This window comes from Paenibacillus sp. JJ1722 (assembly GCF_048282685.1).
GTDB classification, from domain to species: domain Bacteria; phylum Bacillota; class Bacilli; order Paenibacillales; family Paenibacillaceae; genus Paenibacillus; species Paenibacillus polymyxa_B.
In genome coordinates this window covers 4,036,154-4,050,607 of the sequence record NZ_CP182500.1, presented here as the reverse complement: position 1 = coordinate 4,050,607, position 14,454 = coordinate 4,036,154, and the positions used below count along the sequence as shown (strand labels likewise).

General features: G+C 46.7%; 13 protein-coding genes and 1 other RNA gene. 13 read left to right on the top strand and 1 reads right to left on the bottom strand.

All coding sequences use genetic code 11. From position 1 onward, the window contains the following. Positions 1-112 precede the first annotated feature (112 nt). The 11 genes from ACM1ND_RS17925 to rnpB all read left to right on the top strand — a co-directional run bounded on the left by ACM1ND_RS17925 (position 113) and on the right by rnpB (position 10,858). Positions 113-259 (top strand): hypothetical protein, encoded by a 147-nt coding sequence (locus ACM1ND_RS17925; RefSeq protein WP_155613687.1) that lies wholly within the window; start codon positions 113-115, stop codon positions 257-259. A 118-nt stretch (positions 260-377) separates the two neighbouring features. After that, the gene (gene glyQ, locus ACM1ND_RS17920; RefSeq protein ID WP_418026405.1) at positions 378-1,265 is read left to right on the top strand and encodes a glycine--tRNA ligase subunit alpha; all 888 of its coding nucleotides are present in this window, start codon (positions 378-380) and stop codon (positions 1,263-1,265) included. After that, positions 1,258-3,333 carry a glycine--tRNA ligase subunit beta gene (gene glyS, locus ACM1ND_RS17915; RefSeq protein ID WP_023989479.1) on the top strand — a complete coding sequence of 692 codons (2,076 nt, stop codon included), beginning with the start codon at positions 1,258-1,260 and terminating at the stop codon, positions 3,331-3,333. The genes glyQ and glyS overlap by 8 nt, the downstream gene beginning before the upstream one ends. 121 nt (positions 3,334-3,454) lie before the next feature. Continuing rightward, a complete protein-coding gene (locus tag ACM1ND_RS17910; protein WP_013311130.1) occupies positions 3,455-3,931 on the top strand; it encodes a YaiI/YqxD family protein in 477 nt (158 codons plus the stop codon). Beyond that, positions 3,924-5,798 carry a DNA primase gene (gene dnaG, locus ACM1ND_RS17905; RefSeq protein ID WP_025722118.1) on the top strand — a complete coding sequence of 625 codons (1,875 nt, stop codon included), beginning with the start codon at positions 3,924-3,926 and terminating at the stop codon, positions 5,796-5,798. The genes ACM1ND_RS17910 and dnaG overlap by 8 nt, the downstream gene beginning before the upstream one ends. 43 nt (positions 5,799-5,841) lie before the next feature. After that, positions 5,842-6,975 carry an RNA polymerase sigma factor RpoD gene (gene rpoD, locus ACM1ND_RS17900; RefSeq protein WP_007431230.1) on the top strand — a complete coding sequence of 378 codons (1,134 nt, stop codon included), beginning with the start codon at positions 5,842-5,844 and terminating at the stop codon, positions 6,973-6,975. Positions 6,976-7,062: 87 nt separating this feature from the next. Beyond that, positions 7,063-7,902 (top strand): hypothetical protein, encoded by an 840-nt coding sequence (locus ACM1ND_RS17895; RefSeq protein WP_418026404.1) that lies wholly within the window; start codon positions 7,063-7,065, stop codon positions 7,900-7,902. Then, entirely contained in the window at positions 7,899-8,660 is a 762-nt protein-coding gene (locus ACM1ND_RS17890; protein WP_418026403.1) for a tRNA (adenine(22)-N(1))-methyltransferase, read from the top strand. The genes ACM1ND_RS17895 and ACM1ND_RS17890 overlap by 4 nt, the downstream gene beginning before the upstream one ends. Next, the gene (locus ACM1ND_RS17885) at positions 8,636-9,751 is read left to right on the top strand and encodes a Nif3-like dinuclear metal center hexameric protein (RefSeq protein WP_053325779.1); all 1,116 of its coding nucleotides are present in this window, start codon (positions 8,636-8,638) and stop codon (positions 9,749-9,751) included. Before ACM1ND_RS17890 ends, ACM1ND_RS17885 begins: the two co-directional genes overlap by 25 nt. A 62-nt stretch (positions 9,752-9,813) precedes the next feature. After that, positions 9,814-10,380: a flavin reductase family protein gene (locus ACM1ND_RS17880; RefSeq protein WP_028540463.1), complete on the top strand. Its 567-nt coding sequence runs from the start codon at positions 9,814-9,816 to the stop codon at positions 10,378-10,380. 79 nt (positions 10,381-10,459) lie between these two features. Continuing rightward, positions 10,460-10,858, top strand: an RNA gene (rnpB, locus tag ACM1ND_RS17875) — RNase P RNA component class A. A gap of 414 nt (positions 10,859-11,272) precedes the next feature. On the opposite strand, the gene ACM1ND_RS17870 is transcribed toward rnpB, so the two are convergent. Next, a complete protein-coding gene (locus tag ACM1ND_RS17870) occupies positions 11,273-12,493 on the bottom strand; it encodes a PLP-dependent aminotransferase family protein (RefSeq protein ID WP_028540464.1) in 1,221 nt (406 codons plus the stop codon). Positions 12,494-12,609: 116 nt separating this feature from the next. On the opposite strand from ACM1ND_RS17870, the gene ACM1ND_RS17865 reads away from it, so the two are divergent. Together ACM1ND_RS17865 and ACM1ND_RS17860 are read left to right on the top strand one after the other, a co-directional pair. Further along, positions 12,610-14,085 carry a PLP-dependent aminotransferase family protein gene (locus ACM1ND_RS17865; protein WP_418026402.1) on the top strand — a complete coding sequence of 492 codons (1,476 nt, stop codon included), beginning with the start codon at positions 12,610-12,612 and terminating at the stop codon, positions 14,083-14,085. 88 nt (positions 14,086-14,173) lie between these two features. Continuing rightward, on the top strand, positions 14,174-14,404 hold the full coding sequence (locus ACM1ND_RS17860; protein WP_071558470.1) for a hypothetical protein: 231 nt from the start codon (positions 14,174-14,176) through the stop codon (positions 14,402-14,404). Positions 14,405-14,454 lie beyond the last annotated feature (50 nt).

Below are 14,454 nucleotides of genomic sequence, written 5' to 3'. Positions count from 1 at the left end.
CTGAAAACGTGTAATATCCTACTATATATCTCCTTCGGGAGCAGATGCATTGAACGAGAAAGTAGCGGGATGTATTCTCTGTAATTAGCGAGTTGGGGACGGTGTAAGCCCAGTGGGAATTCTTCGTGAACAAGGCACTCGGGAGCGTCTGAATGGACACGGAAAAGAGGATTACGATCTGATTGGTGATGTAGGATCGCAATCAAGTAGGGTGGAACCGCGGGAGTCAGCTCTCGTCCCTACGTCTGTACAGGCGTAGAGGCGGGGGCTTTTTGCTGTCTCTAGCAAGGCTTTTGGGATAAAATAGCCCTGTACATACGAGCTTAATGAGAAGAAATCACCAACATTTGAGGGAATTGGAAAGGGAGCGTGGACCAATGAATTTTCAGCAGATGATTTTAACGCTGCAACAATTTTGGGCTGAACAGAACTGTATTATTGTACAGCCGTATGACACGGAAAAAGGGGCAGGCACGATGAACCCGATGACGTATTTACGTTCGATCGGACCTGAGCCGTGGAACGTAGCTTATGTTGAGCCTTCTCGTCGTCCGTCAGACGGACGTTATGGTGAGAACCCGAATCGCCTGTATCAGCATCATCAGTTTCAAGTAGTTTTGAAGCCTTCACCGGATAACATTCAGGAATTGTATTTGGAGAGTTTGAGCCGTTTGGGCATTAACCCTCTGGAGCATGATATTCGTTTCGTTGAAGACAACTGGGAAGCACCAACGCTGGGAGCGTGGGGCTTAGGTTGGGAAGTATGGCTGGACGGTATGGAAATTACTCAATTCACGTATTTCCAGCAAGTGGGCGGTATTGATGCCAGTCCAGTTGCCGTAGAAATCACGTACGGTATGGAGCGTCTTGCTTCCTACATCCAGGACAAGGAGAATGTGTTCGATTTGGAGTGGGTCAATGGAATCACGTACGGTGATGTCTTCCACCAGCCTGAATTTGAGCATTCTAAGTATACGTTCGAAGTATCTGACGTCAAAATGCTCTTTACTCTTTTTAATATGTACGAAGAAGAGGCAAATAAAGCGATGGCGCAGCATCTTGTGTTTCCAGCCTATGATTATGTGCTGAAATGTTCTCATGCGTTCAACTTGCTGGACGCTCGCGGAGCGATCAGTGTGACGGAACGGACTGGGTTTATTATACGAGTGCGTAATTTGGCGCGTCAGGTGGCTGCGACCTATCTGGAGGAGCGCGAGAAGCTGGGCTTCCCGCTGTTGAAGAAAGGAGGTGCGGCAAATGTCTAAGGATTTATTGTTTGAGATCGGGTTGGAAGAAGTCCCTGCACGTTTTATCCCGAATGCAATTCAGCAGTTGAAGCAGCGTATGACGGCGTGGCTTGACAGTTCGCGTATTGCTTATGGTGCTGTAGAGGTTTATGCTACACCTCGCCGTTTGGCGGTACTTGTCAAGGAAGTAGCGGAGAAGCAAGAAGATATTAACGAAGAAGTTAAAGGTCCTTCCCGCAAAATCGCACTCGACGAGGCTGGTAACTGGAGCAAGGCTGCACTAGGCTTTGCTCGCAGCCAAGGTGTTGATCCTGAACAGTTCACGTTCAAGGAGCTTGGAGGCGTGGAATATATTTACGCAACTAAGAGCAGCATAGGTGTACCAACAGCGGATGTACTGTCCGAAGGTTTATTGCACATTTTACATGCCATGACATTCCCTAAATTCATGCGCTGGGCAAGTTATGACTTTAAATTTGTTCGTCCGATCCGCTGGTTAATTGCCTTGTTTGGTAGCGATATTGTTAATTTGGAGATTGCCGGCGTGCAGTCAGGAAATGTGACAAGAGGGCATCGTTTCCTGGGACAGGATGCCGTAGTAGAAAGTCCAGCTGACTATGTTGAAGTGCTTCGCAAGCAGCATGTCATTGTGGACATTGAGGAACGGCAATCGCTTATTGTAAAGCAGATTGAAGCGCTGGCTGCCGAAAAAGATTGGACGATTGCGGTCAAGGATGATTTGCTGGAAGAAGTGCTGTATTTGGTGGAAACCCCAACAGTACTGTTCGGAGGTTTTGATCCTGCGTTCCTGAACATTCCGAAGGATGTGCTCATTACTTCCATGCGCGAACATCAACGCTATTTCCCAGTGCTGGATCACACAGGAGAGCTATTGCCATACTTTGTTACGGTACGTAACGGAGGAAGTCAATCGCTGGAAGTCATTGCTAAAGGGAATGAAAAAGTATTGCGTGCACGGCTGTCTGATGCCAAATTCTTTTATGAGGAAGATCAGAAGCTGGAAATTAAGGATGCACTCTCCAAACTGGAAAGTATCGTTTTCCACGAAGAGCTGGGAACGGTTGGAGACAAAGTGCGCCGGATTCGCCGTATTGCTGATGCTCTGGCAGAGAAGCTTCGCGTTTCTCCAGATACACAGGAGTCGGTTAGTCGAGCAGCGGATATTTGTAAATTTGACCTGGTAACACAAATGGTATATGAGTTCCCAGAACTGCAAGGTGTAATGGGTGAGGATTATGCTCGTAAGGCTGGAGAGAAGGAAGAAGTGGCAAGAGCGGTGTTTGAGCATTACCAGCCTCGTTATGCAGGAGAAACGGTTCCTTCAACGAATGCTGGAGCGATTGTAAGTATCGCAGACAAGATAGATACCATTACAGGCTGCTTCTCTATCGGTATTATTCCAACAGGTTCACAGGACCCTTACGCGCTTCGTCGCCAGGCAGCAGGTATTGTGCAGATATTGTTGGATCGTAAGCTTTCGGCTACGTTGTCTGATGTGTTCAATATCGCGCTCGAGGTGCATGGCAACCTTGGAAATATGAAACGTTCCGCTGATGAAATACGTAAAGAATTACATGAGTTTTTCGGATTACGCGTGAAGAAACTATTGTCTGAGACACTTCGTTATGACGTTGTGGATGCTGTACTTGCAGCTGGATATGACGATGTTGCTTCCGTTGTTAACCGCGGAACTGCGTTAATGACTGCCGTACAAACAGGTGAGGTATTCAAAGCAACAGTTGAGTCCTTTAATCGTGTAGGTAATCTGGCTGCTAAAGCAGTTCATAAGTCAGTTAATACAGGTGAGTTTACGGAGCAAGGCGAAAAAACGCTTTACGAAGCATGGTATAGCGCTTTTGAATCTTATAGCGTAGCTTTACAGGAAGGTGATGCGACACGGGCGTTAGCGCTTGCTTCATCCATTACCCCTGCGGTGACGGCGTTCTTTGATTCCGTTATGGTTATGGCTGAGGATGATGCTGTTCGTAATAATCGTTTGGCATTGCTGGCTGCTATTGACTCAGAACTGAAGCGTTTTGCCGATTTTTCCAAGCTTGTAGTTTAAACGTCAGTTGTGGTAGTATGAACAACTTGAAAAAATGGGTATAAATATACGGAACGGTGTAAGAGTAATCTTGCAGCCGTTCCGTATTTTACTCGAATGCGGATGGAGATGGGGGATGCTCATGGAGGGAACCGGAACTTTACTGGATGTGCGGATCGTTGTTGACGGGGACGCTTGTCCTGTTAAAAGTGAAATTGCGGAGATAGCTTCCCGTTTTCATATTGAGGTTATTATGGTATCTTCATATGATCATCTCATTCAGGGCAGCAAAGGCGTAAGCATCGTTAAAGTAGACCGAAGCGACCAAAGTGCCGATCTCTATATTGCCAATCATATCCGCCGCGGCGATATTGTAACCACCAATGATTATGGTCTTGCTGCACTTGCCTTGGCAAAAGGTTGTGAAGTGATGTCTTTTCGCGGAGCTATGTATCGAAACGATTCGATAGATTTCATGCTTGACCGACGTCATACTTCTGCCAAAGAACGGAAAAAAGGACGTTATGGAAAAGGTCCTAAACCGTTTACATTAGAGGATCGTGAAGTTTTTCAACATAAACTGACAAAACTTTTACTTCGCTTGCAGGAGAATGAGTAACGGTATCGAATTATATTTACGTGCTAAAGAGATGAAGGTGGTTAATATGAGTGCCGGACAAGGTAACATACCGGACGATATCATTGAGTCGGTTTTACAACATCATGATATTGTAGATACGGTAAGCAAGTACGTGCATTTGACCAAGCAGGGGAAGTATATGAAAGGCCTCTGTCCTTTTCATTCCGAAAAAACCCCTTCATTCACCGTGACACCGGATCGTCAGATTTTTTACTGCTACGGCTGCGGCGCGGGAGGCAATGCCATCAAATTTATGATGGAAATCGAAGGACTATCCTTTCCCGAAGCTGTCAGGACAATGGCAGAAGAAAGTCATATCCCGCTCGGCGAATGGCAGGGACGTGATTCATCGCATCAGCATCCTGAGTTGGACAGGCTGTTGCAAGCGTATGAGTTAACTTCTAAGATGTACCATTTTTTGCTTAAAAATACGGAGCACGGCAAACCAGCGATGGAATACTTGCGTTCACGGGGATTCAGTGACAAGATCATTGATCAATTTCAAATTGGCTATGCACCCAACCGATGGGATACGATCGTTCAGTTTCTGGAGAAGCGTTCTTTTGATCCAGTGGAGATGGAAAAGGGAGGGCTTATTTCTCCCCGGCATGAGGGTGATGGATATGTGGATCGATTCAGAGATCGCATCATGTTTCCCATTTGGAATCGCAACGGAAAAGTTATTGCCTTTGCAGGCCGTATACTTGGTGAGGGACAGCCGAAGTATTTGAATTCACCGGAGACCAAGCTATTCAACAAGAGCCGAACGCTGTACAATCTTCATCATGCTAAAACCTCAATTCGCAAGCTCCGCCAGAGTGTTCTTTTTGAAGGCTACGGTGATGTCATCTCGGCATGGGAAGCGGGCGTACAAAATGGGGTGGCCGCCATGGGCACTGCTCTAACGGAGCACCATGCTACGATGTTAAAAGGACTGTGCGACGAGGTCATTATTTGTTATGATGGTGACCGGGCAGGACAAGCTGCTGCGCTTAAAAATTTTCCGCTGTTGGAAAATGCGGGACTTCACGTGAAAGTAGCGCTGGTCAGTGACGGTATGGACCCGGATGATTTTATCCGGCAATACGGCGGCGAACGATTCCAGCGTCAAATTATCGAAAGTGCTGTTTCAACGGTGAAATTTAAGCTTATATATCTGAAAAAAAACCATATACTGCAAGAGGAAGAAGGAAGAATCGCGTATTCCCGCGAAGCATTAAATGTCATTGCACCTCTGTCATCCCCGACTGAGCGGGAAGTGTATCTGCGCGAAGTATCAGCCGAAGTCAAGGTGGATTTTGAAACCTTGAAGCAAGAATGCAATTTACTGCGTCAATCCCTGCAAAAAAAACAGAACTTTGGGGATAATAACGAAAATGGGTGGAATAATGGTAGGCATAAAAAAGGGCAGGTCTCCACACCTAATCTGTTGCCGGCTTACCATGTGGCTGAGCGCAGGCTGCTTCACTGGATGATGCAGGATTTAGAAGCTGCAGAGTATGTAGAAAAGCATCTGGGCGACGCCTTTAATATTGAGGATCATGCAGCAATTGCTGCTTATCTATATGCCTATTACGCGCAAGGGAAGTTACCAGATACAAGCCGTTTTATTTCATCTTTGCAAGACGACCGGCTGGAGAAGAACGTAAGTTCGATCATGATGATGGATGCTCCAGGCGTATGGGCACCGCACATTTTGGATGATTATATTCATCAGGTGCGAAAATTTCCATTGCAGGAGCAACTGGATTTGAAAAGGGAAGAAATGAGAGCCGCTGAGCGCTTGGGTGACTTTTTGCGCGCAGCACAAATTGCAAGTGAGATTATAGCCCTAGAGAGACAATGAACACACAGAGGTCGGATGTTTCTAGGGAGGAGGGAGTCGAAAGATGGCGAATGATCAGCATACTGAACTGGAGACGGAACTAACACTGGATCAGGTCAAAGATCAACTGATTGAGTTGGGTAAAAAAAGTTCTTCTCTGAACTACAAAGATATCATGGAAAAACTGTCGCCGTTTGATCAGGACCCCGAGCAAATGGATGAGTTTTATGAGCAACTGGGTGACTTGGGGATTGAAGTTGTGAATGACAACGACGAAGAAGTTACCAGATTGCGTCAAAATGACGACCCGGAAAACAATGATGGGGATGATTTTAATTTCGATGACGATCTGAGCCTGCCTCCCGGTATTAAAATTAATGACCCGGTCCGGATGTACTTGAAGGAAATCGGTCGTGTACCGTTGCTTTCTGCTGATGATGAGGTGGAGCTTGCCAAACGGATCAATAACGGCGATGAAGAAGCTAAGCGTCGGTTGGCAGAAGCGAACTTGCGTCTGGTTGTAAGTATTGCCAAACGTTATGTTGGTCGCGGAATGCTTTTCCTGGATCTGATTCAGGAAGGTAATATGGGTTTGATTAAGGCAGTAGAAAAATTTGATTACGAAAAAGGCTTTAAATTCAGTACGTATGCAACCTGGTGGATTCGTCAGGCCATTACGCGCGCAATAGCCGATCAGGCGAGAACAATCCGTATTCCGGTGCATATGGTGGAAACGATCAACAAGCTGATTCGCGTATCGCGTCAACTGTTGCAAGAGTTGGGGCGCGAACCTACGCCGGAGGAAGTGGCTGCCGAGATGGAGCTGAGCGTGGAAAAAGTACGGGAAATTATGAAAATTGCCCAAGAACCTGTTTCATTGGAAACACCAATTGGTGAAGAGGATGACTCACATCTGGGGGATTTCATTGAGGATCAAGAAGCATTGGCGCCTGCAGATGCGGCTGCCTATGAACTTCTGAAGGAACAGCTCGAGGATGTACTGGATACGTTAACCGAACGGGAAGAGAATGTTTTGCGTCTCCGCTTTGGTTTGGACGACGGAAGAACCAGAACCCTTGAAGAAGTGGGTAAAGTGTTCGGTGTTACACGTGAACGTATTCGTCAGATTGAGGCCAAAGCGCTGCGTAAGTTGCGCCATCCAAGCCGCAGTAAGCGACTGAAGGATTTCCTCGAATAGAAGCGTAACATTGCGGACCTTCTGCGGCTTGAAGCGCGCAGGAGGTCTTTTTTTATCTCATGGCAGCCTTGGTGGAGGGGAAGAAGCTTGGACCAGGAGAAAAAACGGGCAATACTGTTACATGAAATTGAGCATTGGCGGCGAAGTCGGCTGCTCCCTGAGCAATATTGCGATTTTTTGTCTAACCTGTATCGGGAGGACGAAGATCCGTCGCAGAGCCAGAACCGTAACAACACCGGGCTGCTTACATATCTTAGACACGGGCATGGGATCGCCTGGCTTCTTGGTTTTGTCATTATTTCCTGCATTTGTTTGATCGGTTTTTATTTTACCGCTTTTCCGTTGGCAATGCAAATATTCTCGGCAAGTGCAGTTACTACGATTTGCTATGGAGTGGCCGCATTTTGGCGGTCTTCCGAAAAGAGTATGAGTGCGATGTTGAGCACTTTAGGCAGTGCGATTATGCTGGGTTCGGGTGTGTGGATCATTCAGCTCCATCAAGGTGAAGCTAGGGTTTGGTTTCTTTTGCTCGTAGGCCTATGCGGTGTGGTATGGTGTCTTGTGGGATTAACTTTGCGGATCAGCTTACTTCATTACTGTGGTCTTGCTGGGCTGCTTTTAGTGTACGCGGTCCTTATAGGCCGCTACTGGCCTACAGCAACTTTAGTGATGCTTGAGGCATTTTGGATTTTGCACGCAGTATTGTTGATCTGGCTAAGCTGGTGGGTACATCGCCGCTTTCCGCGTCTCGCTTTGATTTATTTCGCTATAGGCATGACACTAGCATTCATGGCTGAAGCAGACATGATTATCCTGCGCCATCAAGCGGCGGGTGATGTGGTATTTTACAGCATACTGAAGTTGGCATTTGTTGTAGGAATTTTATTTTGGACTCGAAAAAAATGGATTACGTGGGTGACGTCATGAAACTTTCTCAACGATTACAATATATTATGGAACAAATTCCTGCGGGGAGCAGACTTGCGGATATTGGCTCGGATCATGGACTACTCCCTGTGGCTGCAGTGCGTAGTGGCAGAGTACCGCAAGCCGTGGCGGGTGAGGTCAACGATGGTCCGTTACGTGCGGCTCAAAAGCAGGTGGCCGAAGCAGGTCTTACTGATCGCATTGCGGTTAGAAAGGGAGATGGCTTGGCTGTAATTAAGGCCAATGAGGTTGATGTTATTACGATAGCCGGCATGGGTGGTGCCTTGATCGCTTCCATTTTAGAGCAAGGGAAAGACAAGCTTGTTTCAGTGAAACAGCTTGTTCTACAGCCTAACGTAGGCGAGGATATCTTACGCCGTTGGCTCATCGAACATCAATGGGTACTAACAAGTGAACATATTATGGAAGAAGACGGAAAAATATATGAAATTCTGACGGCCGTACCTGATTCGGTAAGCCCACTGAAACAGGATGAGCTGTATCAACCATGGAAACTTCCCAATAGTTCGCTGGTACTGACACAGGATTTGTTAATGCAACTCGGACCGCTATTGGTCAAAGCACCGAATGAAATTTTTTTTTATAAATGGAAATTGGAAATTCGCAAGCTTGAGGATGTGCTGGCACAAGTGGCACGATCAGATCAGGAATCCGCACAGCATAAGCGGGAGCAATTGCGCAAGCAAATTGAACAGCTAGAGGAGGTACTTGCATGTTTGCCAAAGGACAGACAGTGATTAGCTACATGGAGCAGCTGGCTCCGAAATACTTGGCAGTTCCGGACGATAGAATCGGGCTTCAGCTGGGTAGTCTGCAAAAGGAAATCAAAAACATATTAGTAGCCCTGGATGTTAATGATGAGGTTGTCGAAGAGGCAATCCGCATAAAAGCTGATCTCATTATTGCACATCATGCGATTATATTCCGCCCACTTAAAGCATTGAACACGGATCAGCCTGCGGGCAGATTGTATGAAAAGCTGATCAAGAATGATATTGCTGTCTACATCAGTCATACGAATCTGGATACGGCTGAGGACGGCATGAATGACTGGATGGCGGAAGCTCTGGGTATTCAAAGTGAAGGTACGCTGGAGGATGTTCACACCGAGCAATTATTCAAGCTTGTTGTTTTCGTACCCAAAACACATCATCAACGGGTACTTGATGCCGTATTAGGGGCGGGAGCTGGACATATCGGCAACTACAGCCATTGCAGCTTTAACATTGACGGCTACGGAACTTTTGTGCCGGGTGAAGGCACACAGCCGTTTTTGGGTGAGCCGGGTAAAATGGAACGTAGTGAAGAGGTTCGTATCGAGACCATTGTACCGCAGGGTGTACGAAGTAAAGTTGTTCAAGCGATGCTGAAGGCTCATCCTTATGAAGAGGTGGCTTATGACCTGTACCATATGGATTTGCAAGGCCGTAGCTTTGGTTTGGGGCGGGTCGGCAAGCTCAAGGAAACCTGCACGTTACGGGAGTTTGTCGATGTTGTAAAAAACGGTCTCAACGTCGAGCATGTACGTGTGGTGGGCGACTTAGATCGTACGATCAAAAAGGCAGCCGTGCTTGGGGGCTCTGGTAGCCGTTATGTGAACAAGTCGCTCTTTAAGGGAGCTGACGTATTAGTCACGGGGGATATTGACTATCACACGGCTCAGGATGCCCTTATGGCGGGGATTGCTATTATTGACCCTGGACATAACGCTGAAAAGATTATGAAGCCTAAAACTGCAGAGTGGATGCGTAAACGCTTGGTAGAAGGTCGATACTCAACGGAAGTACATGTATCTCAGGTGGAAACCGAGCCTTTTCAATTTTTGTAAAATCTCAACATCTATGAGAAAATGAAGATGCTCTATTATTTTTTTTCGTAGGGAGAGGTTCTATGCGGACGCTGATAGCTGATTCTGCAATTCATGCCTATCCAGGCATGGTCGCTGTTGTTACTTCCCGCTATGAGGGGGAAAATAATGTAATGGCCTCAGGCTGGCATACCTATATCGGATCATCACCGGGCATGTATGGCATTTCACTGAGGAAGGAAACATATTCTCACGGTCTGATCGAGAAAAGCAGAGGCTTTGGTATTCAGTTTCTGCCTGCACACAGATCGGAATGGATTCAGGCTGTAGGTACCTTTAGTGGTAAAGATGTAGATAAGTTTCAGCAGTTTGGCATTGCATATGAGGATGGAATTTCAGTCAATGTGCCTATATTGCTGGAGGCTTATCTTGCTTATGAGTGTAAAGTCGTGGATATTCATACCTATGGAGATCATGATTGGATCGTCGGTGAAATACAGCAGACCTACCGAGATGATGAACTGTTCCTAGATGAGGACGTTCCTGATTTTAGTAAGCTTTCTATCCCGCTATACGTGGGAAGGTCTGCTTATTATGTGGCGGATGATTCATTGCAGAGAAAGGTGCATCCGTTTTATTTGAGCAAGTAAACAGAGATCTATACGTTTTACAATATTTTCAGGGTTGTATCATGCGCGCGTTCCCTGTATACTATGTAATGTTGTTCGGAAAGTTTGACAGACAATCGCTGGCGGCGTGAGCCGCGAGAGGAAAGTCCGGGCTCCATAGGGCAGGATGCTGGATAACGTCCAGTCAGCGCGAGTTGAAGGATAGTGCCACAGAAATGGACCGCCGATGGCCGCTTGCGGCACAGGCAAGGATGGAACCGAGGTGTAAGAGACCCCGAGGAACGCTGGTGACTTCGTTCCTGGTAAACCCCATCTGGAGCAAGACCTAATGGGACACAGCTTCTTCGCGAAGCAGCCTTAGCCCGAGGCGTGTCTAGGTTGGTCGCTGGAGCTGGATAGCAATGTTCGGCCTAGATAGATGATTGTCGCTTGTAGTGGGAGGGTAGTTCCCGTCTGTACCACGAATAGCACAGAACCCGGCTTACGGAAAACTTTCCCCACTGCAACACCTTAAAATGCATAAATTTAACTTTTGTAAATGACCTGTTTGCATGAAAGCTTTTAATCCAAATGTATTTATTGAATTAAAAAGGGTGTGTCATATTCCAACGGGAATCATGGCACACCCTTTTTAACATACCGTATTTACGCAGAAATAGTGCCTTCTTAGAATGAAGCCCCCAGCATAATTACTGGGGGCTTTCATTTTAATTTTTACTTCCTCTACCGTAAAACCGTTCGAGGATGAGGCACGTAGTTAGTGTAGCAACGCATTTGAATCTGTAGAAGCGAGGCCTGCACCTTTGTCCCAGATTCCACCATACTATTCAAATTCCAAACGAATCAGGGGTAACAGCGATCGTAAATCAAATGATTGGTGAAGCGGCCTCACGTACATATCCTGCCAACTCCATCATCGCACGCTTTTTACCACACTTTCCTCTGTGTACATCTTCAGTGCTCGATCCAATCGGTCAACCGCTTTAGGCAGCAGGGAAGGATCCGTATGCGTGAAGTTGATCCGCATGTGGTTGCTGCCACTTAGGTCAGCATAGAAGACTTGTCCGGGGACAAATGCGACTCCTTCCTGAATTGCGAGTTGCAGCAACCGATCAGAACGGAAGCCCTCGGGTAGAGTAACCCACATAAACATACCGCCGAGTGCATCATTCCAGGTGATTCCTTCCCATTGACGTTCTTTCATCAGCGATGTGAGACGTAGCATACGAGTGTAGTACTCGGCGGACACGGTACGAATATGTCCGTCCAAGTCAAAAAAGTCCAATAACTCATTCAAAGCACGTTGATCAATACTGCTGGAGTGCAGATCGGCAGATTGTTTGGCATTCGCGACTTTAACGACGATAGCTTGATCGGCTACCAACCATCCAGAGCGAACACCAGGAGCAACGGTTTTAGAGAATGTAGAAGTGTACATCACATGACCGTCTCCACCTAGTTGTTGATCAATTGAGAAAAGGGATGGAAAGTTAAGGTTTTCGTCAAATTTAAGACGTCCGTAAGGATCATCTTCAAAAATCAAAGTGCCGTATTTACGGCATAGTTCAACAACGCCCGTTCTGCGTTCCATACTCCAAACACTTCCTGCCGGGTTGGAGAAGGTGGGGATGACATACACGAATTTAGGCTGATGTTTTTTGATCTTGGCTTCAAGATCTTCTAATCGCATACCGTTAGAGTCTGTATCTACACTTACAATGTTGGCACCATAGGAATTAAATACCTGAAGAGCTGCCAAATAAGTAGGGGACTCCACCAATACAGTATCCTGCGGATCGAGCAACACACGCGAAACCAGATCAATGGTCTGCTGTGAGCCCGTCGTCATGATGATATTATCTCTGGTGACGGAGATGCCTTGGGATGACATGATTGCTGCAAGACGTTCCCGTAGAGGAATGTAGCCCTCGGTTAGGCCGTATTGAAGAGCGGTAGTACCGCCGAGACGAAATACCCGCTCATAGGCTTTAGCAACAGCTTCGATGGGGAAAAAGGCATCGGCCGGAAGGCCGCCTGCCAGAGATAACACATCTGTTCCCTGTGTCAGCTTTAAAATGTCCCTTACCATGGACGAGCCCTGAGTACGAGCCATACCCGAAAATTTGTGTTCCAATCCAATCATCTCCTGTGTTCTATACTGTACTATGAAATTTGTTGTATTATATCGATAATGAAGTATAACAGTAAACGTCTAAATGTAACAGTTGATTTTTGGAGGGGACGGTTCCGATGCATATTGATCTCAGCCGCAATAGCAGTGTCAAATTATATTTACAGATTGCCAAAACATTAGCAGATCGCATCCAGTCTGGATTGCTGCCTCAGGGCACAAAGCTTCCCTCTGTCCGTCATTTGTCCAGTCTGCTTGCGGTAAGTCCCGTAACTGTAAGCAAGGCGTATGCTGAGTTGGAGTCTATTCATTTGGTTACCTGTACACAGGGAAAAGGTTGCTATGTAGCGGAGCCTTCGGTAGCTGTTCAACGTGAGGGAGCACAGGACTTGTCATGGCAAATGTCGCTGATCGATTATTTGCCGCGCGCACAGTTATGGAGAAACTTTAACCATAGCAGACAGTTTCCTTATTCTTTTCATATAGCAGCAATTCAACCGGAGCTTCTTCCTACACGCGAAATCATCGCTGATACTCAACGTCTATCCTCTGGAAATCCCGATGCAATGGCAGCATACGGGACTTTTGAAGGTGATTTAGCGCTGAGGGAAGTGTTTGCAGATCACCTGAACGAACGCGGTATATGCACAGTGGCAGAACAGCTGCTCGTGACTAGTGGTGCCCAACAGGGCATTGACTTGGTGGCACGTACCTTTGTTGGTTCTGGTGATGTTGTCTACATGGAGGCTCCTACATATACGGGGGCCATTGATGTGTTTACCAGTCGTGGTGCCAAAGTAATTATGATTCCGATGGATGAGCAGGGCATGCGGATTGATATCCTCACACGTCTCTGTGACACTCATCCCCCAAAACTAATCTACACGATACCCACCTTTCATAATCCTACCGGAGTAACTTTAACGATGGCCAGACGCACACAATTACTGGATCTAGCTCAAAGTTATCATTGCCTCATTGTTGAGGATGATCCATTTTCCGACCTATACTATAAAACAAAGCCGCCACTCTCTATCAAGGCGCATGATCAGTCCGGACATGTGATATATATCAAAAGCTTTAGCAAAACCGTTGCTCCCGGCTGCCGTATAGCTTGTGTAGCGGCCACTGGCAGTGTAATGGATCGTTTGGTGGCTGCCAAGTCTACTACGGATTTGGGGAGCCCTCTATTAACGCAAAAAGCGCTATTGCCCTTTATCAAGAACCGACTTGATCAGCATCTTGTTAGGTTGCGGGAACAAATGCGGGATCGGTTGACAGTCGCGTTGTATACGCTCCAGCGCTATGCTCCGCCAGAGGTCAGCTGGTATGCCCCCGAAGGCGGCTTAAATGTGTGGATTAAGCTTCCTCCTAATGTTGATATTCCAGAATTGGAGCGGCTGGCTGACCGAGAAGGAGTTTCCTTTTTACCTGGTGCAGTATGCTATGCAGGTGGTATGGACAGTAATCATATCCGTATTTCTTTTTCGTATGCGGACAAGGAAACACTTAAAACAGGTCTTCACAAACTGTGCCGTTTGTTGGGCGAACTGCTTGATCATTCGGTCATTGTTGAACGGAAGCCTATTTTATAAGGGATATTTGTATTAGGGGGTAAACATCCAAGCACAGCACCCGCCTTCATAATATGCTGTACTAATTAACCGAAAGGAGTTGCACATTATGAGTCATTGCCCTTACGACCCGATCGTGTGCCCGCCGATCCAATTTGTAAATCATCAATTTTTCCCACAAGTCGTGCCTGTGGTTCATCCGATTGAAATTGTTAATCAGACGCACATTGTACCTGTACCTCATCACGTATTTCCGGTGAGTATAAAGGACCCTGGAGAACCTTGCTGTCATACTCGCAGCCATGGCAAGCGTCCTGTTCGAAGCAGTTCCAAGCGTTAATAAAGCCCAAAAAAGCAGCCATGGAGCAACATGGCTGCTTTTTTCCAATA

What these genes read in the sequence shown, in the direction of transcription:
- glyQ (WP_418026405.1), top strand. Translation starts at nt 378, where the DNA reads ATGAATTTTCAGCAGATGATTTTAACGCTGCAACAATTTTGGGCTGAA.
- glyS (WP_023989479.1), top strand. Translation starts at nt 1,258, where the DNA reads ATGTCTAAGGATTTATTGTTTGAGATCGGGTTGGAAGAAGTCCCTGCA.
- ACM1ND_RS17910 (WP_013311130.1), top strand. Translation starts at nt 3,455, where the DNA reads ATGGAGGGAACCGGAACTTTACTGGATGTGCGGATCGTTGTTGACGGG.
- dnaG (WP_025722118.1), top strand. Translation starts at nt 3,924, where the DNA reads ATGAGTAACGGTATCGAATTATATTTACGTGCTAAAGAGATGAAGGTG.
- rpoD (WP_007431230.1), top strand. Translation starts at nt 5,842, where the DNA reads ATGGCGAATGATCAGCATACTGAACTGGAGACGGAACTAACACTGGAT.
- ACM1ND_RS17890 (WP_418026403.1), top strand. Translation starts at nt 7,899, where the DNA reads ATGAAACTTTCTCAACGATTACAATATATTATGGAACAAATTCCTGCG.
- ACM1ND_RS17885 (WP_053325779.1), top strand. Translation starts at nt 8,636, where the DNA reads ATGTTTGCCAAAGGACAGACAGTGATTAGCTACATGGAGCAGCTGGCT.
- ACM1ND_RS17880 (WP_028540463.1), top strand. Translation starts at nt 9,814, where the DNA reads ATGCGGACGCTGATAGCTGATTCTGCAATTCATGCCTATCCAGGCATG.
- ACM1ND_RS17865 (WP_418026402.1), top strand. Translation starts at nt 12,610, where the DNA reads ATGCATATTGATCTCAGCCGCAATAGCAGTGTCAAATTATATTTACAG.
- ACM1ND_RS17860 (WP_071558470.1), top strand. Translation starts at nt 14,174, where the DNA reads ATGAGTCATTGCCCTTACGACCCGATCGTGTGCCCGCCGATCCAATTT.